Origin of the sequence: Vreelandella azerica, from assembly GCF_013112225.1 — a bacterium.
In the GTDB taxonomy this organism is placed as follows: Bacteria; Pseudomonadota; Gammaproteobacteria; order Pseudomonadales; family Halomonadaceae; genus Vreelandella; species Vreelandella azerica.
In genome coordinates this window covers 264399-282580 of sequence record NZ_JABFHI010000003.1, presented here as the reverse complement: position 1 = coordinate 282580, position 18182 = coordinate 264399, and the positions used below count along the sequence as shown (strand labels likewise).

Sequence of the window (18182 nt, the reverse complement as noted above, 5' to 3'; positions counted from 1 at the left end):
CAACAGCTCTATTTTCTCTATAGCTCTCATCTAAGGCCCAGCTCCAAAAGGATGTTTTTGTACACGTAACGCTAAAGTTGGGCGTTTTATTCGCCGATACTTTGAAGCAATGCTGAATACTGATCGGGGTCCTTTTCCCTGATTTTCCGCAAAATGAAGTTTGCTGTTGTCTTCATCTCTGGAACATCAATAGGTAAAACACTCCTCTCAAATACACCCGCTAAATGGGAGAACTCATTGTTGATGCGATCCGTTAGTGACGCAGCCAATGCATCATCTCCGAAAAAACGCGCCAACTTATCATCTTTTTCTACGGCATTGGGGTATTTGTAGTACAAGAATGCTTCAAGGAACTTTCGGGCATTATTCCCAAAGTTGTAGTAGCAATCATGATTTTCATCACACTCGATCTGGGCGTAGGCGCATTTATAAATTTGATGAAACAGATAATTAAACTCCGTGACGTAGTCTTTCAGGTATCGAGGCATTAATGAAATGTCACTGACTTGATCTGCTCGGGCAATGATAAAGTATTGAGACTTGTTTTTTTTCAAAGCGCCGGGAAGCCTCTTCAGATACTTCTTGGCCGCAGAAACTGAGTGCAACACCTGAGTATTTCGCTAAGGTGTTGTCCCATGTCTTACCTCGAACTCAGCATTGAAGAACGTGCCAACATCCAAGTGGGTCAAGCCCAAGGGATGAGCCTTCGGCATATTGCCCAGCTCTTAGGGCGAGCTCCTTCAACCATATCTCGTGAAATACGCCGTAACCAAATGGCCCAGAACGGTTACTGTGCCCGGCACGCCCAACGTCAGCGAGAAAAGCGTCGAGTGGTCTGTCGTCCTGCGCGTAAGCTTTTGCCAGGCACCGAGCGGTTTGACCTCATCGTTTATATGTTGCGGCGACGCTTGTCTCCCGAACAGATTAGCGGCAAGCTCAAGGCCATGAAATTACCTGACCTAAGCGATGCCTACGTCTGCCGAGAGACGATATATACGGCTATTTATGCACTGCCCGTTGGCCACCTGCGCAAGGAGCTGATTCACTGTTTGCGACAAGGAAAAACCACGCGTAAGCCTCGCCGTGGCGAAGTGGATCGACGTGGTCAGATCCCTGACATGGTCAGCATTCACTTACGTCCGCCCGAGGTCAGTAAGCGTGAAATGCCCGGCCACTGGGAAGGCGACCTGATCAAAGGTAAGAATAACGCGTCCGCGGTAGGCACCTTGGTAGAACTTAGCAGTGGCTATCTGATCCTCGCAAAAATGGACGACGCCACCGCCACATCCGCTGTAGCAGGCTTTAGTGCTGCTCTGAACCGAATGCCGACCACCGCTCGAAAAAGCATGACCTATGATCAGGGGCGTGAAATGACACACCATGCAAAAATTACTCAAGAAACCGGTGTTGCGATTTACTTTTGCGATCCCCATAGCCCCTGGCAACGGGGAGCCAACGAGATATCAATGGCCTTATCCGTCAATATTTACCGAAAGGAACAGACCTTTCAGTACATAGCCAGGAAGAGCTGGATGCCATTGCCTTTGAGCTGAATATGCGGCCTCGAAAACGCTTTGATTTTAAATGTCCGATAGAAGTGATGAGCGAGCTGATGGCCAAGTACCATGAAAGCCCATCAACCATCCAATGAGTGTGTTGCACTCAGAGCCTGCATCCGCCCTTCAAAAAATCCAGATTGTGAGTCGAAATAAATAACTGCTTAAAACGGTCACGTTCCTTGATCTCACCGCCATCTTCATATTTCTCCGGCGTTACAATCTCAGCATTAATAAGGCTGTAGACAAAAAAGATATGGTTTGCATCCAAGCTGGAAATGGGATCATCGATCCAGATGATCGGCTGGTTACCTTTAGTTTCTATATCTTCAAGCTTAGCCATGAAGTAACAGAAAGCTATCAGGCTGCATTCGCCCTCGCTGAGATGGAATGCTTTTTTGTCGTTTCGAGTTACCTCAAACCGGTATCCAGATGACGCGTCCCCCGGGGTTTCTTCAATGGCTTTGAGTGAGAGTGACTGGTGGCCGAAAAAATTGTTCAGATAATCGTTTACCCGATCCGCTCCCTTGCTTTCATCTTTTAACTGGGCCTTCAGTTCAGCGATCTTTTCTCGTTTTACATCAACTTTTTCTTTTGCGGTGTTTTTAGCGTCCTCCGCTTTGCCCATAGCCACATTCAATCCCTCAATGGCCGTACACTCGTCTCCATACTTAATGTCGTTTATGAATGTATAAACCTCATGGAGGCGGAGAGCTGCACGAGCTTTAGATTGATCGGCGCTTAGTGAAGCTGTAAGCTGGTTAGATTCGTTTCTGAGCTGCTCATACGAATCCCTGACCGCATTCAAAGCATCTTCAACGGACTCAGGTGCATCAAATTCGAGAGGTGTAAAAATGTCGTTTTTCCGTTTTTCGATCTGCTTTTTTATGAAGTTCAGGCTTGTACAGTAAGAAGTTGATTGGGTTGATAACTGTTCTGCCAGCGAATCCAAGTCAGCGGAGAAATTAGAATAGAAATCAGAATTCTTGATTTTCAGTAGATTGGGAACTCGTGACCGCTCATGTTCAATCGATCCAAGCAGGGTTTCCAATGCTTGACGAAGCTCTTCAGACTCCTGATTAAAATGCTTGTCCAGCTTCTCCCACAAATCGTCAGGAAGATCGCTGCCACAAAATGCACACGTATCTCTTTTCTCTTGATGGTGGCCCCGACCAGCCCTCACCCAAGTGGCCAAAGCCGCATCGTTTAGCAATTCCTGAATGGGATCAGATGCCTGAATCTTTTTTCGATTAACTCTTTAGTTTTTGAATCGATAGCAGAGTATTGTAGATTGAAAGTTGATGATTCAGGGATTTCTGATTTGGGTTCTTCTCTGAGAAGGTAATGAAACTTGACAACCTGCTCATCAGAAAGCTGAGAATAAGTGTCTTTGGTAACAGTCGAGATGTCTGCTTTTATTTTAGGAACATTGTAGTTGGCATCACCAAACGTTTTATTGTGCTTGATTCCAGTGCCTGCCTTATTGGCTTTATCACGTAACTTTCCCTCCAATTCTGACGACTTGTCGCCATGGTCTTTTTGGGCTCCTTTGAATTTTTCTTCAGCCCCGTGGAATTCTCCCAGCAGTCCAGACTTGTCCTCTTCGCTGCCAAGTTCGACTTCATGCTTTTCGATTTCCTCCTCAAGCTTTGTATTGTCTTCCCCCAAGATGGCGAATGAATTAATCGTCTGCTCGTCATCAACAATGAACCGAAGGTTGTCCCGGACAAAGTCCTCATTGAAAACCCGAAAGACTTGACCATGATTGCTTAATGAATTTTGCATGGCAGTGCTGCCGCCATCAAAAGCCAATTGAAACTCAGGTGAACTATATTTGTCTGAGATCGTACCGGTTTCGAGAGCTCTGAAAATCCGCGAGAGCGTTGTTTTAAGTAGTTATGCAAAAGTTATCGTGTTATCTACGCCATAACCGTTACAGACGCCTTTCACCGCCTGACAGAGCCTATCGAAAGAGCTATAGGCCGTCAGTGGTAACCAGCGATATTTGATTTCACGCCAAAGAATTTCGATCAGATTCAACTCAGGCGAGTATGGCGACAGATAAATCAGGTGAATACGGTGGGTCATCCAATCAATGATTTTCCGTCGAAATGCCTTGGAGTGATGCATTTTGGCATTGTCTAGCACAACAACAGCGAAGGCATCAGGATCTTTCTGTGCTGCAAATTGGTCAAACGCCTCTATAACCGTTTCACTATTCACCGTGTCCATTGTCATATGATGAAAGAACATCCCTTTTCTGGATAAAAAACCTAATACATTCAATCTCTTGCTATGAGAGTAAGCAGTGACTTCCCAGGGTTGCCCTATTGGGCTCCATGCATAAGGCAGTGATGAAGACTGCGAAAATCCAGTTTCATCAAAGAAGTAAAGATCACAGGTGCCGCTGTCTTCCCATTCTTTCAATGCGTTGATCAGGCCTTGCGTATTGCGGAAATCTGTCTCGTCACGCCGTGCCTTCAGCGAGTAGCGAACACGTTTACAACTGTTACCGTTTTTTTAGAGCACGACGTAGGGTATCTCGACTGACCACTTTCCCGGTTTTTTCTTGAAACTTGGCATGCAGCACCGGCAACTGATGAGGATGATCTTCAACAAGCTGCTGCAATAACGCTATCTCGCCATCATTGAGAAGGTTTGGCCGCCCGTCGCGGGGTTTGTCTTGCAGACCGTCAATACCGTCTGCTTCCCACTGGGATAGCCATGTCGATACCGTATCGCGCTTGACCCCGAGAATGTCACGAATTTGATTGATCGTGTGCCCTTTATGGCTCAATAAGATGGCATGAGCGCGACGGCGTAAGGCTCGCTTTTCACCGTACTGATAAGCGTTATTTACAATGCGCTGTTGGTCTGGTGTCAAAGAGATGAAGCGTAACGGCTTGGACATGATGTATCTCCTCGTTGAGTTACATCTTTATACCCTATAATTATTGCATAGGCACTTACCAGAGTAGTTCCGGCCATAAAAAATGTTGATCTTTTTAAACTCAGCGATGTTGTTGCCGTGATCCCGCAGAGACGACGCCCATCGGAAGTTCTGAAAAACCGCCATATTTTTGATCAAGTCAATTTTCTTGATTCCGTCACTCATATGAGACCCTAATTATCACGCCCAACGCCCGCAGCACGCGCGGCTTTGTAATGGAGGCGCAGCCGCAATGAAGAAGCCGTCGCTGTGCCTGCGATTGTTAGATTTCAGGCTGCACACAAGATTGGCCAGCCGAATTTCGTTCGCCATACCTGCTCACCCAGCTTGAGGATGAACACATCTGAAACTTCATCAACTAAGTGCCTATGCAATAATTATAGGGTATAAAGATGTAACTCAACGAGGAGATACATCATGTCCAAGCCGTTACGCTTCATCTCTTTGACACCAGACCAACAGCGCATTGTAAATAACGCTTATCAGTACGGTGAAAAGCGAGCCTTACGCCGTCGCGCTCATGCCATCTTATTGAGCCATAAAGGGCACACGATCAATCAAATTCGTGACATTCTCGGGGTCAAGCGCGATACGGTATCGACATGGCTATCCCAGTGGGAAGCAGACGGTATTGACGGTCTGCAAGACAAACCCCGCGACGGGCGGCCAAACCTTCTCAATGATGGCGAGATAGCGTTATTGCAGCAGCTTGTTGAAGATCATCCTCATCAGTTGCCGGTGCTGCATGCCAAGTTTCAAGAAAAAACCGGGAAAGTGGTCAGTCGAGATACCCTACGTCGTGCTCTAAAAAAACGGTAACAGTTGTAAACGTGTTCGCTACTCGCTGAAGGCACGGCGTGACGAGACAGATTTCCGCAATACGCAAGGCCTGATCAACGCATTGAAAGAATGGGAAGACAGCGGCACCTGTGATCTTTACTTCTTTGATGAAACTGGATTTTCGCAGTCTTCATCACTGCCTTATGCATGGAGCCCAATAGGGCAACCCTGGGAAGTCACTGCTTACTCTCATAGCAAGAGATTGAATGTATTAGGTTTTTTATCCAGAAAAGGGATGTTCTTTCATCATATGACAATGGACACGGTGAATAGTGAAACGGTTATAGAGGCGTTTGACCAATTTGCAGCACAGAAAGATCCTGATGCCTTCGCTGTTGTTGTGCTAGACAATGCCAAAATGCATCACTCCAAGGCATTTCGACGGAAAATCATTGATTGGATGACCCACCGTATTCACCTGATTTATCTGTCGCCATACTCGCCTGAGTTGAATCTGATCGAAATTCTTTGGCGTGAAATCAAATATCGCTGGTTACCACTGACGGCCTATAGCTCTTTCGATAGGCTCTGTCAGGCGGTGAAAGGCGTCTGTAACGGTTATGGCGTAGATAACACGATAACTTTTGCATAACTACTTAGTTCCTCCATGAACACCCGACCGACTGACATAATATAAATCACTCCTAAATTAAATCACCCTTTGTGGTGCCAATACAAAAGCGCGAATTACCGATTGTCATCCCGGCCTTGCCACTGAGCACCTTTCCCACCTTCCACACACTTTGCACATTGTGTGTCGATTGGTTGCGCGTGCATCGCGCATGCTGGGTCATGTTATCTTTATGGCCTTTTCGCCTGACGTTATTTTGAATCCCGGAAGTGTTCACGCCTATGCCTGCTGCTCGCCTGTGCCTTACTCGCCAACGGGGCCGTTTTCGGCCCGGTATTCTGATTGCCCTGCTGGTGCTGGTGGGCGGGTTGGGGGTGCCTGGTGGTTGTTGAATGAACCGCCGCGGGTGGAGCGTCGCCCGCCGCCGGAGCCGGTGCCGCCTCGGGTGGAGGTGGTGCGCGTGGAGGCCAGCGAGCAGGCGCCGCGCTTGCTCGCCTTCGGGCGTGTGGAGGCCGAACAGCAGGCCAATATCGCCAGCCGTGTGGCGGGGCAGCTGGAGCGCTTTGGCGATAACGTGGTGCCCGGCAGCGTGGTGGAAGCCGGGGCGGCGCTGGCACATATTGACCAGGCCGACCTGCAGCTGGCGCTTCAGGATGCCGAGGCTCAGTTGGCCAATGCCCAGGCCCAGCTGGCCCTTGAGCAGGCAGAACAGCAGCGGGCGCGCAGCGAGTACGAATCCTTTGGCCGCCAGCTCTCGCCGGAGCGCCGTGCCCTGGTGCTGCGTGAGCCGCAATTACGTCAGGTACAGGCGCAGCTGACCCAGGCGCGGGTCGCTCGCGATCAGGCGGCGTTGAACCTTGAACGCGCCACCCTGCGTGCGCCCTTCCGGGCCATGGTGCAGGAGCGTTTGGTGGGTGCGGGCAGCCTGCTTAACCAGGGCACTGAAGTAGTCAGCCTGATCAGCGTGGAGCAGTTCTGGGTGCGTGCCTCCCTGCCCGGCGAGCACGCAAGCTGGCTGGCGCCTGGCGATAGCGTCACCCTTACCAGCCGGGGCTGGCCTGACGATAGCCAGCGCCCGGGCCAGCTGCTGGCCGTGCTGCCCAGCCTGGAAGAAAACGGCCTGCAGGTGCAGCTATTGATTGGCGTGGATGACCCCTTGGCTTTGGAAAGCCCCGGCCCGGCCCTGCGCCTGGGGGACGTGCTGCGTGCCGAGATTGACCCGGCAAACACGCAAACCCTGATCGCCCTGCCCGCCGCAGCGCTGCGGCCCGGCAATCTGGTGTGGTGGCTGGATGATCAGAACCAGCTGCAGCAAAGCCAGGTCACCCTGGCCCACCGTGGCGAACGGGAGGTACTGGTCAGCAGCGGCCTTGAAACGGGCCAGCGGGTAGTGGTTGCGGGGCTTGTTAACCCCCGTGAAGGCCAGCGCGTTCGCACGGGTCAGGAGGAAACACCATGAACCGCCGTGGCCCGCTTGCCTGGATGGTCGACCATGGCGTCGCCCCCAACCTCTTGATGGTTCTGCTGATTGCCGGAGGCTTGCTCGCCTCGCTGAGCATCAAGAAGGAGCTGTTCCCTGATTTCGAGATGGAAATCATCAATGTCAGCATCAGCTACCCGGGCGCCACGCCTGAGGATATCGAGCAAAGCATTCTGCTGCCGGTGGAAGCGGCGCTGGCCGATGTTGAGGGCATTGACGAACTGACCGCCACCGCCAATGAAGGCAGTGGCCGGCTGCGCGCCGAGCTGACCGAAGGTATCAACGTGATGCGCGTCTACCAGGATATCCAACAGGCGGTAGATGCCATCACCATCCTGCCGGAGGCCGCCAACCCGCCGCGGATCAGCCTCTCGGGCGGGTCGCGCAGCGTGCTCAGCCTGCAGGTTTACGGCCAGGTGGGCTTAAGCGCCCTGCACGACGCCGCTGAAAACGTGCGCGCTGAACTGCTGGCAGCCGCAGGCATCTCCCGGGTGGAGGTTTCCGGCGACCGTGACCGGGAAATCCAGATCCATCTGGACGAGGAAGCCATCCAGCGCTACGGCATTGACCACCAGGCGTTGGCCAACCTGATTGGCCAGGAAGCTCTGGACCTGGCCAGCGGCCAGCTGAGTACCCGGGAAGGCGAATGGCTGGTGCGCTACCAGGGGCGGCGTAACGGCGCCGAAGAGTTTGCCGATTTACCGGTCATCACCAGCACTCAGGGCGCGCCGGTGCGCCTGGGGGATATTGCCCGCGTGCAGGCGGGCTTTGCCGAAACGGATCGCGAAGTTTTCTATAACGGCGAGCCAGCGCTGTCGGTCAATGTGTATCAGGTGGGCAACCAGACCCCGACCGGGCTTTCCGGTGCGGTTCAGGGCGAGCTTGAGCGCCTGCGCGCCAACCTTCCTGACGGCGTGAGCCTGGATATTTCCCGCGATACCTCGGAGATCTATCAGGGCCGTCTGGATCTGCTGCTCAAGAATGCCTGGCTGGGGCTGACCCTGGTGATGGTGCTGATGGCACTGTTCCTGCAGGCCCGGCTGGCCTTCTGGGTCACCTTGGGCATTCCGATTGCCTTTCTGGGCGCCCTGCTGTTTCTGCCCTGGATGGGCGTCTCGCTGAACATGATTTCCATGTTCGCCTTTATTATCGCCCTCGGCATCGTGGTGGATGACGCCATCATGGTGGGTGAAAACATCTACAGCTACCGCGAGCAGGGCTATTCCCTGCGCGATGCGGCGGTGCTTGGGGCACGCGAGATTGCCACGCCGCTGACCTTTGCCATTCTGTCCAACATCGTCGCCTTTCTGCCGTTGCTGTTCCTGCCCGGTTTCCTGGGGCTGATTTTCGCCACCGTGCCCATGGTGGTCATCACTGTCTTCCTGATTTCCTGGGTGGAAGCGCTGTTTATCCTGCCCAACCATCTGGCCCATAGCCGAGCGAACAAGAAAGCAAGGGCCAACTGGCTGGACCAACTGCGCCAGCGTATGCAGGCTGGGTTGCATCATTTCACCTACCAGCGTTTTGAGCCTTTTCTGCAGCACGCACTGAATCAGCGCCTGCTGACGATTTCCATTGGGGTGGTCATCTTGGCGCTGACCCTGGCCTGGGCAATGAGCGGACGGCTGGGCTTTTCGCTGATGCCCAGAATCGAATCCGATCAGGTGCAGGCCAGCGTCACTCTGCCGATTGGCAGCCCCATTAGCCTGAGCCGTAGCCTGAGCCAGCAACTGCTGGATGCCGCCGACACCCTGGCAGAGAGCGAAGACAGCCTGAGTTTTAGCAGTTCACGCACCCAGCTGGATGGCGAAAGCCTCAGCATACGCCTGGATATCGCCGCGGAAAGCCTCGACGACTGGCCGCCCTCACGTATCGCCCCGGCCTGGCGCGAGCTGAGCGGTGATCTGGTGGGCGCCCAGTCGGTGCGTTTTGAATCAGACGTTGGCGGCCCGGGAAGCGGCGCGGCGCTTAGCCTGCGGCTTTCCCACCCGGATACCCAGGTGCTGGAAAGCGCCGCCGAACGGCTGGCGACTGAGCTGACAAACTTTGGCCTGATTGATGTCGACAGCGGCCTGGGCGATGGCAAACCCCAGCTTGAAATGCGCCTTTCCAGCGAGGGCCGGGCGCTGGGCCTGACCGGCAGTGAGCTGGCGCGCGCTCTGCGCGGCCCCTTGCAGGGCGCCACGGCCATCGAGCAGTTCAGCGGCCGCAGCGAGGTCAGCATTGAGGTACGCCTGCCCCCTGATGCCCGCGACAGCCTCGACGCGCTTTATCGGCTGCCGATCCAGACCCCGGAGGGGCTGAGCGTGCCGCTGTCCCGGGTCGCAGAGTTCACCCTGAGCCAGGCGTCCAGCAGTATTCAACGCATTGACGGCCGACGGATCATTACCGTGACGGCGGACAGCGAGGGCGATGTGGCGATCAATCAGGTACTGGCGACCCTGCGCGAGGAAGTCTTCCCCAACCTTCAGGCGCAGTTTAGCGGTCTGGAAGTCGGCCTGGGTGGCCGCCAGCAGGACACCGCCGATAATCTAGCCACACTACGTACCGCCATGTGGCTGATGCTGGGCGCGCTGTATTCTCTCATGGCTATTCCGTTTCGCAGTTATACCCAGCCGCTGCTGGTGCTGGCGGCGATTCCGTTCGGCATCGTTGGGGCCATGGGCGGGCATGTGATTCTGGGCTTTGGCCTGTCGATTATCAGCCTGCTGGGCATGCTGGCGCTCTCTGGCGTGGTGATCAACGATGCCCTGGTGCTGATTGACTACGCCAACCGCAAGCGCCGCGAAGGCATGGCCGCCCGCGAGGCGATTGTCGCCGCTGCGACCCGCCGCCTGCGGCCGATCATGATGACCACGTTAACCACCTTCCTGGGGCTGGCCCCCATGATGCTGGAAACCTCCCGTCAGGCCCGCTTCATGATCCCCATGGCCATTTCGCTGGGCTTTGGCATGCTATTCGCCACCTTGATCCTACTGGTGCTGGTGCCCTGCCTTTACCTGGGCCTTGAAAACATGCGCGAGCGCTTTACCCGCCAGACGAACACGGCGGAGGCCAGGCCATGAAGCTTTTTGCCGCACTGCGCCAGACCTCGCGGCTGGGAATCAAGCTGTTTGTGATCATTCTCAGCGTTAACGTGGCGATTTCTGCCGGGGTCTTCATGGCGGTTTCCCACAGCATTGATCGCGGTTTTTTCGAGTATCTGAACCAGGCCCAGGAACGCCGCGCCCAGGTGCTGGCCGAAGGGCTGCAGACTCGTTGGCAATATCATCAGGGTTGGGCGTGGCTGGCCGACGAACCTGACCGCTGGCCTGCAGTGGTGCGCCATGCGCTGGGCAAATCCTACCGTGAGCGGCCTTCCTTGCTGGGGGAAGCCCGCGACTTTGTACTCCGCGACCCGGATGGCGACTTCGTGATTCAGGCCGATAACCGCCGGGCAAGCGGGCCGGATGCCTGGCACTGGCTACGGCTTGAGGTGGAGGGCCAAACCATTGGCACCCTGGGTTACCGCCCACCGCGGCAGGTCATGGAGCGCATGGAGAGCCGCTTTCTGGAACGCCAGCAGCGTAATCTGGTGATTATTGTGGCCTCTCTGGGCCTTGCTTCCCTGCTGCTGGCCGGGGGCTTGCCTGGTGGCTGGGTCGTCGTGCCCGGGTCCTGGCAAGCGCCACCCAGCGCCTTACCCAGGGGGATTACCATACCCGCCTGAAAGAACGCGGGCGTGATGAGCTTTCACGCCTGGCCCGAGACTTCAACGTGCTGGCCGCGACCCTGGAGGCCAATCGCCAAGCTCGCGCCCGCTGGGTCTCGGATACCGCCCACGAACTGCGCACTCCGCTGGCCGTGTTAAGAGGTGAGATCGAAGCCATGCAGGATGGCATTCGCCCGCTGACCCAGGAAAATCTCGGATCTCTGGGCCAGGAGGTCGCTCAGTTGGAACGCCTGGTGACCGACCTGCGGCTACTCTCGCAAAGCGACGCCGGTGCTCTCGAGATCCAGCTGGCGCCGCTCAACCTCAGCGATCACCTGCAACACCGTCTGGACGATGCCCGCTACTGGCTGGAAGACACAGGCCTGACCCTGAAAAGCCGGATCGAACCTGATATTGAGGTGCACGGCGATGCCCAACGCCTGCGCCAGCTATGGAGCAACCTGCTGGATAACAGCTGCGCCTATACCCAGGCGCCCGGCATCCTGCGCGTGACGTTACGCAGTGACGGCCAGCATGCTGTGCTGGTATGGGAAGACAGCGCTCCCGGCGTGCCTGAAAGTGAGCTGGCCCGTTTGACCGAGCGCCTCTACCGGGTGGAAGGCTCGCGCAATCGCGCCAGCGGCGGCAGTGGCCTGGGCCTTTCAATTGCCAATGCCCTGGTGCACGCCCATGGTGGGCAACTGCAGGCCAGCGCCTCACCGCTGGGCGGGTTGCGCTGGACTTTGACCCTGGCACTTTTACCAACTGATTGATGGCCTTCAAGGAGAGACTTATGGCGGATGACCACCGCTTGCTGATTGTCGAGGATGAACCCAAAATCGCCCGCCTGATGGCTGATTACCTGCAGGCCGATGGGTTCACCACCCAAGCGCTGGAAAACGGCAACGATGTCCTGCCCTGGCTGGCCAACAACGCCCCGGCGCTTGTCCTGCTGGACTTGATGCTGCCCGGCAAGGACGGCCTGACGCTGTGCCGCGAGATTCGCCAGCACCACCCCGGGGTCGCCATCATCATGGTGACTGCCCGGGTGGAAGAGGTCGACCGCCTGCTGGGCCTGGAGTTGGGCGCCGATGACTATATCTGTAAGCCGTTCAGCCCCCGTGAAGTGGTGGCGCGGGTAAAAGCCGTGTTAAGACGCGGCTTGGCCAGCGAGGCAGGCGTTTCATCCGACGCCGCCCTGCTGACACTTAACGAAGACGGCTGGCAGGCTTTTGCCGCTGGCGAGGATTTGAGCCTCACGGCGGTTGAGTTCCAGCTGTTGCGGGTGATGATGGACGCCCCCGGGCGTATCTTTACCCGCGAGCAGCTGATGGATCATATGTACCGCGATAACCGCATTGTCTCCGAGCGTACCGTCGACAGCCATATCAAGAAACTGCGCCGCAAGATCGCCGATACCCTGCCCGACAAGGAAATCATCCGCTCTGTCTACGGCGTGGGTTACAAGTACCAGCCGCTGGGATGACGCCTCTCAACGCGGGTTCACCTGCTGGTTAAGAAAGGCGATACCCGCTTCGATCGCCTGCCCTTCCAGAACAAAGCTGGTGATATGGCCGCGCCCGCGCAACAGGTAAAGTTCACTTTCAACGCCCTCTGCTTTGAGCTGGGCATAGAAATCCGTGGCGTGATCCACCGGCACCAGCTGATCCAGTCGGCCGTGGTAGATAAAGAAAGGCGGCGCATTGTCACTGATCTGGCGCGCCGGCGACGCCAGCGCATAGGCCTCTGGTTTTTGCGCCCGAGTGCCGCCGATAAACTGCACCACCAGGCGGCCATCGTCGAACTTGAGCAGGTCACTGGGCACACCGCCCGCCATCACCGCTGCCAGGCGCGCATGCTCGCCGCCATAAGGCTCCGCCAAGGGGCCTTCAGCACCGGACAGGGCCAGCAGGCTGACCAGATGCGCGCCGGACGAAAAGCCTACGCCAACGATCCTGTCGGTATCCAACTGCCAGTCATCGGCATTGTCATTCAGCCAGCGCATGGCCTGCTGCAGATCATGCACCTGAGCCGGAAAGCGGTAGTCCGGGGCAAAGCGATGCTCGATATTGACGGTGACATAGCCCTGGGCCGCCAGCTGTTCAGCGATATCGGTCATATCCTCCGGCCCACGGTTGCGCCAGCCGCCGCCGTGCACCACCAGTGCCGCCGGACGTAGCTCGCCGTTGGCCTCGGGCAGGTAGACATCCGCATTAAGCGGCTGTGGCCAATCCTCCGGGGAATAGCGCTGAGCAGGCAGGCGGGTAAAGGCCACCGGCGCATTCAGCCCCTGGGTTTCCAACGCCGTTTCACCCTGGCTGGCCTGATGAATCACGCCACAGCCTGAAAGCAGCGCCGCTGCAAGACTCAACCCGGTTAAACGAGCAAACTGGCTGAATAGGCCAGAACCTTGGGCATTATCCACAGCTGACGACGTTCGGTGCGGTTTGGCAAGCTTCATGGTATAGCTCCTTGAGCGTGATAACCTCTCCCCTGAAGCACAGTCTGACCCGCCCTTACCTGGATGTCACGCTTGCCCGTTGGGTGAATCACCTTCTTTATTGCACATTCTGTGCAATGCCCTTGCATGAGCTAATGCCATTATTTTTGTGTCCAGGGGCCGTTACCTTCTTCCTTCCCGCCCCTTCAACAGGAGAACTTCCATGCAGACATCACCATTGACTCCTACATTACGCCGTTCACTTGCCCCGGCACTGCTGGCACTCGCCCTGATGCCGCTTGCCCTGACCGCTCAGGCTGATCAACACGGCAAGCATGGTGGCGAGCGCAGCAACAAAGCCGAGCAGATGCAGGAACGGATGCAGGAACGCCGGGCAGAGCTGTACCAGCGTGCTGGGATCAGCGAATCAAAGCAGGCCCAGCTGAATAAAGCGCGCGAACAGCATTTCAACGCCATGCGCGAAGTCCGTGAAGAGCATCAGGCACGTATTCAGACCATTTTAAGCGACGAAGAGCGCCAGTCGCTTGAGTCAACCATGCGCGAAATGCGTGAGGAGTTTCATGAGGGCCGTGGCCAGCAGGGCCAAAAAGGTCATGGCCAGGGCAACCAAGGCCAGGGGCATGGCAATCAAAGCCAGGCTCGGGGTAATAGCCCACAAAATGCCCAATAAACGTTAATTCTTACTTAATTTAATACAGTCAGCTAATGCCCGGTTTCCCGGGCATTTTTGTGTCCAATCAGCGTTGAATCGCCATTTTCCTGACGAAGAATCTCTGTTCCGGCCTTGAAGCCTGCGGGTAAAGTGCGTATTTTATTTGAACGTTCATTCAAAAATAAAAACTTTTCCCTGAACTGCGAACCAAGGAGATCGTCTTTATGGCGCATAATGATTCCGACCTTCCTTCGCGAGACCGCTTAAACCCCGTGGTTTTTCACGGCAGCGTTGCGGGTATCCTCGTTTTTCTTGTCATGACCATGCTGTTTACCGAACAGGCTGGCGCGTTTTTTGATGCGGGCCTGGCCTGGGTCAGCAAGACCTTTGGCTGGTACTACATGCTGGCTATCGTGGCCTATCTGGTCTTTGTGGTGATGATTGGCATGTCCCGCTTTGGCAGCATTCGCCTCGGGCCTGACCACTCGCGGCCCGAGTTTTCGCTGCTGTCCTGGTCAGCGATGCTGTTTGCCGCCGGTATCGGCATTGACCTTTATTCTTCAGCGTTGCCGAGCCGGTCGCGCATTACCTGGCACCGCCCGACCTGACGCCGGAAAGCCAGGCCGCCATGCGTAATGCCGTCGTCCAAACCTATCTGCATTGGGGGCTTTCCGGCTGGGGCCTTTACGTGTTGATGGGTATGGCGCTGGCCTACTTCAGTTACCGCCACCGCCTGCCGCTGGCAATCCGTAGCGCCCTTTACCCGCTGCTGGGCAAGCGCATTCACGGCCCGATCGGTAATGCGGTGGATATTACCGCTGTCATTTCCACCGTTTTCGGTATCGCCACCAGTCTGGGGATTGGCGTCCTGCAGCTGAATTACGGCCTGAACTACATGTTCGATGTGCCGGAAAATCTTGGCGTGCAGATCATCCTGATCGTGATGGTGGTTGTCATGGCGACCATTTCGGTGGTCAGCGGCGTGGATAAAGGTATCCGTCGTCTATCCGAGTTCAATATGCTGCTCGCGCTGGGGCTGATGCTGTTTGTGCTGTTCAACGGCAATACCCTGGTGCTGCTGGATAAAGTGGTTAACAACGCCGGGGATTACTTTGCCGGTTTTGTTGCAGCTAGCTTTGATACTTATGCCTTTGCGGATGAAGGTGCCCAGGAATGGAAGATGTGGTGGACCATCTTCTTCTGGGGCTGGTGGATTGCCTGGACGCCTTTTGTGGGGCTCTTCCTGGCGCGTATTTCCCGTGGACGTACCATTCGCCAGTTTGTGGCAGGCGCGCTGTTTATTCCGCTGGCCTTCATGATGATCTGGATGTCGATCTTCGGTAACAGCGGTATTGAGCTGGTGGCCAACCAGGGTGTCGCCGCACTGGGTGAACAGGCACTGAATACGCCGCAGACCACCATGTATACCCTGCTGGAATACTACCCCTATGTGGCTATCTCAGCGGCAGTGGTCACTGTTCTAGGCATTGTGTTTTTCATTACCTCGGCGGACTCCGGTGCCCTGGTTCTAGCCAACTTCACCTCGATTCTGTCAGATGTGAACCATGACGCACCGATCAAGCTGCGTATTTTCTGGGCGGCCGTGATCGGCTTAATCACTATTGCGCTCTTGATGGCAGGTGGCCTGAATGCGCTGCAAAGCGCTGTGGTAATTACCGCCCTGCCGTTCTCGGTGGTGATCTTTGCCATCATGATAGGCATGTATAAAGCCCTCAAGCTGGAAGGCAGCAAGGCGGATGCTCGCCGTATGATAGCCGGAAGTGCACCGGGTGGTGACTGGCGTGAACGGCTTGACCGGGCGCTGGACACTTCCAACCGTGCGGGTGCTGCGGCGACAATCAAGCACTCCATTCGCCCAGCGATGACCCAGTTTGCCCAGGAGCTTGAAAGCCGTGGCCAGACAGCCAACGTGACCGAAGAAGCCCTGGAAGGTGAATCGCTGCCACGCCTGACGCTTCAGGTGGATCTGGAAAATGCGGCAAGCTTTGTCTATCAGGTTTGCCCACAGCGGCTGCGCACCCCCAGCTTTTTGCCCGCCGACGATGATTACTATGTGCGCCTGGATGTCTATCTTGCCGAAGGTGGTCAGGATAAAGATCTCAACGGCTACACACGGGGTCAGGTGATTGGTGATCTGGTTGCGGAATACGAGCGCCACATCCACTTCCTCACCCTGGCCGGCCAGCAACTGGGCAACGTCCAGGCCATGCCGGGCACCATCGGTGAGCTACCCGAGGATTCCCAGCAGACATAACGCGGCGCTAGCGTGTTGGATTAGCAGGCCTCGCAACGAAAATCCCGGCCCCGAATGTTTAAAAACACCGGGGCCGGGATTTTTGTGGCGTAGGTTTTGTGATGTGGGTTTTGTGGTATGGGTTTTGTGATGTAGATTTTATGGCGTTAACGCCAGCTCAGCGGATATCGGCTGCCTAGAAAAAGCCCAGCGGGTTGATATCGTAGCTGACCAGCAGGTTCTTGGTCTGCTGATAGTGCTCCAGCGCTACCTTGTGGGTCTCGCGCCCGACGCCGGACTTCTTGTAACCACCAAAGGCCGCGTGTGCCGGGTACTGGTGGTAGCAGTTAGTCCACACGCGCCCTGCCTGGATGCCACGCCCCATACGGAAAGCAACGTTCATATCACGGCTCCAGACGCCCGCCCCCAGGCCAAACTCGGTATCGTTGGCAATCGCCAGCGCTTCCGCTTCATCCTTGAAGGTGGTGACCGCCACCACAGGCCCGAAGATCTCTTCCTGGAAGACACGCATCTTGTTGTCGCCCTTGAGCAGGGTCGGCTGGATGTAGAAACCATCATTGATGCTGGCATCCAGTGTTTCCCGGTCGCCGCCGGTCAGGAACTGGGCGCCCTCATCACGGGCAATATCCATGTAAGACATGATCTTGTCGAACTGTTCCTGGGAGGCCTGGGCGCCTACCTGTACATCGGTATCCAGGGGGTTACCGCGCTTGATGTTCTGGGTACGCTCAACCACCTTGGCCATAAACTCATCATACATGGATTCCTGAACCAGAGCCCGCGATGGGCAGGTGCAGACTTCGCCCTGGTTGAAAAACGCCAGCACCAGCCCTTCCACGCATTTATCAATGAACTCAGGCTCGGCGTTCATGACATCGGCAAAATAGATGTTGGGTGACTTGCCGCCCAGCTCAACGGTCGAAGGAATAATGTTCTCGGCCGCGCATTTAAGAATATGTGAGCCGACTGGCGTTGACCCGGTAAAGGCGATCTTGGCGATGCGCTTGCTGCTCGCCAGCGCCTGGCCAGCTTCAGCGCCATAGCCGTTGACGATATTCAGCACGCCTGGGGGTAGAAGATCGCCGACCAATTTGGCAAATTCCAAGATGGAGGCTGGCGTCTGCTCGGCGGGCTTGAGTACCACGCAGTTACCCGCGGCCAGCGCCGGGGCCAGCTTCCAGGTCGCCATTAACAGTGGGAAGTTCCACGGGATAATCTGCCCGACCACACCCAGCGGTTCATGGAAGTGATAGGCGACGGTGTTGGCATCAATATCCGCTGCGGTACCTTCCTGGCTGCGGATACAGCCAGCAAAATAACGGAAGTGGTCAACGGCCAGCGGCAGATCAGCGTTCACGGTCTCGCGTACCGCCTTGCCGTTATCCCAGGTTTCGGCGACGGCGAGCATTTCAAGGTGCTGCTCCATGCGGTCGGCAATCTTGAGCAGAATATTGCTGCGCTCGGCGGCAGAGGTTTTCCCCCAGGCAGGCGCCGCGGCGTGGGCGGCATCAAGCGCCTTGTCGATATCTTCCTGGGTGGAGCGGGGAATTTCACAGAATACCGCGCCGTTAACAGGGCTGACGTTATCGAAATATTGACCATTGACTGGCGCTACGAACTCGCCACCAATATAGTTGCCGTAACGCTTGTCGAAGGTAATGACTGAGCCGGTCTCACCGGGGTTGGCGTAGATCATGAAAGTGCTC

General features: G+C 55.8%; 11 protein-coding genes and 4 pseudogenes. 8 read left to right on the top strand and 7 right to left on the bottom strand.

Annotation, left to right across the window (positions count from 1 at the left end; translation table 11 throughout):
• Positions 1-86: 86 nt before the first annotated feature.
• On the bottom strand, positions 87-608 hold the full coding sequence (locus tag HLB35_RS09185; RefSeq protein WP_171702351.1) for an AAA family ATPase: 522 nt from the start codon (positions 606-608) through the stop codon (positions 87-89).
• A gap of 27 nt (positions 609-635) precedes the next feature.
• Between HLB35_RS09185 and HLB35_RS09180 the strand changes: the two are divergent.
• A pseudogene (locus HLB35_RS09180) lies at positions 636-1651 on the top strand (IS30 family transposase).
• Between the two features lie 11 nt (positions 1652-1662).
• Here the strand turns inward: HLB35_RS09180 and HLB35_RS18880 are convergent.
• The 3 genes and pseudogenes from HLB35_RS18880 to HLB35_RS09170 all read right to left on the bottom strand — a co-directional run bounded on the left by HLB35_RS18880 (position 1663) and on the right by HLB35_RS09170 (position 4467).
• Complete coding sequence (locus tag HLB35_RS18880) at positions 1663-2751, bottom strand: AAA family ATPase (protein WP_422822440.1); 1089 nt, start codon at positions 2749-2751, stop codon at positions 1663-1665.
• 11 nt (positions 2752-2762) lie between these two features.
• Positions 2763-3434: pseudogene (locus HLB35_RS18875) on the bottom strand (AAA family ATPase); the annotation flags it as partial.
• Between the two features lie 18 nt (positions 3435-3452).
• A protein-coding gene (locus HLB35_RS09170; protein ID WP_171702350.1) for an IS630 family transposase occupies positions 3453-4467 on the bottom strand; the annotation gives its coding sequence in 2 pieces (ribosomal slippage) (positions 3453-4077 and positions 4076-4467; 1017 coding nt in all).
• A gap of 456 nt (positions 4468-4923) precedes the next feature.
• On the opposite strand from HLB35_RS09170, the gene HLB35_RS09165 reads away from it, so the two are divergent.
• From HLB35_RS09165 to HLB35_RS09145, 5 genes and pseudogenes are all read left to right on the top strand, one after another.
• A protein-coding gene (locus HLB35_RS09165; RefSeq protein WP_171702350.1) for an IS630 family transposase occupies positions 4924-5938 on the top strand; the annotation gives its coding sequence in 2 pieces (ribosomal slippage) (positions 4924-5315 and positions 5314-5938; 1017 coding nt in all).
• A gap of 367 nt (positions 5939-6305) precedes the next feature.
• Positions 6306-7376, top strand: a complete 1071-nt coding sequence (locus HLB35_RS09160; RefSeq protein ID WP_235937095.1) for an efflux RND transporter periplasmic adaptor subunit — start codon at positions 6306-6308, stop codon at positions 7374-7376.
• Positions 7373-10462 carry an efflux RND transporter permease subunit gene (locus tag HLB35_RS09155; RefSeq protein WP_171702349.1) on the top strand — a complete coding sequence of 1030 codons (3090 nt, stop codon included), beginning with the start codon at positions 7373-7375 and terminating at the stop codon, positions 10460-10462. Before HLB35_RS09160 ends, HLB35_RS09155 begins: the two co-directional genes overlap by 4 nt.
• A pseudogene (locus HLB35_RS09150) lies at positions 10459-11861 on the top strand (ATP-binding protein). The gene HLB35_RS09155 and the pseudogene HLB35_RS09150 overlap by 4 nt, the downstream one beginning before the upstream one ends.
• Before the next feature lie 20 nt (positions 11862-11881).
• Positions 11882-12574: a response regulator gene (locus HLB35_RS09145; RefSeq protein WP_171702348.1), complete on the top strand. Its 693-nt coding sequence runs from the start codon at positions 11882-11884 to the stop codon at positions 12572-12574.
• Positions 12575-12580: 6 nt separating this feature from the next.
• Here the strand turns inward: HLB35_RS09145 and HLB35_RS09140 are convergent, their stop codons facing one another.
• Positions 12581-13549: an alpha/beta hydrolase gene (locus HLB35_RS09140; protein ID WP_171702347.1), complete on the bottom strand. Its 969-nt coding sequence runs from the start codon at positions 13547-13549 to the stop codon at positions 12581-12583.
• A gap of 202 nt (positions 13550-13751) precedes the next feature.
• Here HLB35_RS09140 and HLB35_RS09135 point away from each other — a divergent pair, with 202 nt between their 5' ends.
• Entirely contained in the window at positions 13752-14219 is a 468-nt protein-coding gene (locus HLB35_RS09135; RefSeq protein WP_216601464.1) for a hypothetical protein, read from the top strand.
• A 32-nt stretch (positions 14220-14251) separates the two neighbouring features.
• On the opposite strand, the gene HLB35_RS09130 is transcribed toward HLB35_RS09135, so the two are convergent.
• Positions 14252-14434, bottom strand: a complete 183-nt coding sequence (locus HLB35_RS09130) for a hypothetical protein (protein ID WP_171702346.1) — start codon at positions 14432-14434, stop codon at positions 14252-14254.
• Here HLB35_RS09130 and betT point away from each other — a divergent pair.
• Positions 14426-16476: pseudogene (gene betT, locus HLB35_RS09125) on the top strand (choline BCCT transporter BetT). The gene HLB35_RS09130 and the pseudogene betT overlap by 9 nt on opposite strands.
• A gap of 175 nt (positions 16477-16651) precedes the next feature.
• Here betT and exaC read toward each other — a convergent pair.
• Positions 16652-18172, bottom strand: coding sequence for an acetaldehyde dehydrogenase ExaC (exaC, locus tag HLB35_RS09120; RefSeq protein ID WP_171702345.1), 1521 nt, complete (start codon positions 18170-18172; stop codon positions 16652-16654).
• Between the last annotated feature and the right edge of the window lie 10 nt (positions 18173-18182).

What these genes read in the sequence shown, in the direction of transcription:
- HLB35_RS09155 (WP_171702349.1), top strand. Translation starts at nt 7,373, where the DNA reads ATGAACCGCCGTGGCCCGCTTGCCTGGATGGTCGACCATGGCGTCGCC.
- HLB35_RS09145 (WP_171702348.1), top strand. Translation starts at nt 11,882, where the DNA reads ATGGCGGATGACCACCGCTTGCTGATTGTCGAGGATGAACCCAAAATC.
- HLB35_RS09140 (WP_171702347.1), bottom strand. Translation starts at nt 13,549, where the DNA reads ATGAAGCTTGCCAAACCGCACCGAACGTCGTCAGCTGTGGATAATGCC.
- HLB35_RS09135 (WP_216601464.1), top strand. Translation starts at nt 13,752, where the DNA reads ATGCAGACATCACCATTGACTCCTACATTACGCCGTTCACTTGCCCCG.
- HLB35_RS09130 (WP_171702346.1), bottom strand. Translation starts at nt 14,434, where the DNA reads ATGCGCCATAAAGACGATCTCCTTGGTTCGCAGTTCAGGGAAAAGTTT.
- exaC (WP_171702345.1), bottom strand. Translation starts at nt 18,172, where the DNA reads ATGATCTACGCCAACCCCGGTGAGACCGGCTCAGTCATTACCTTCGAC.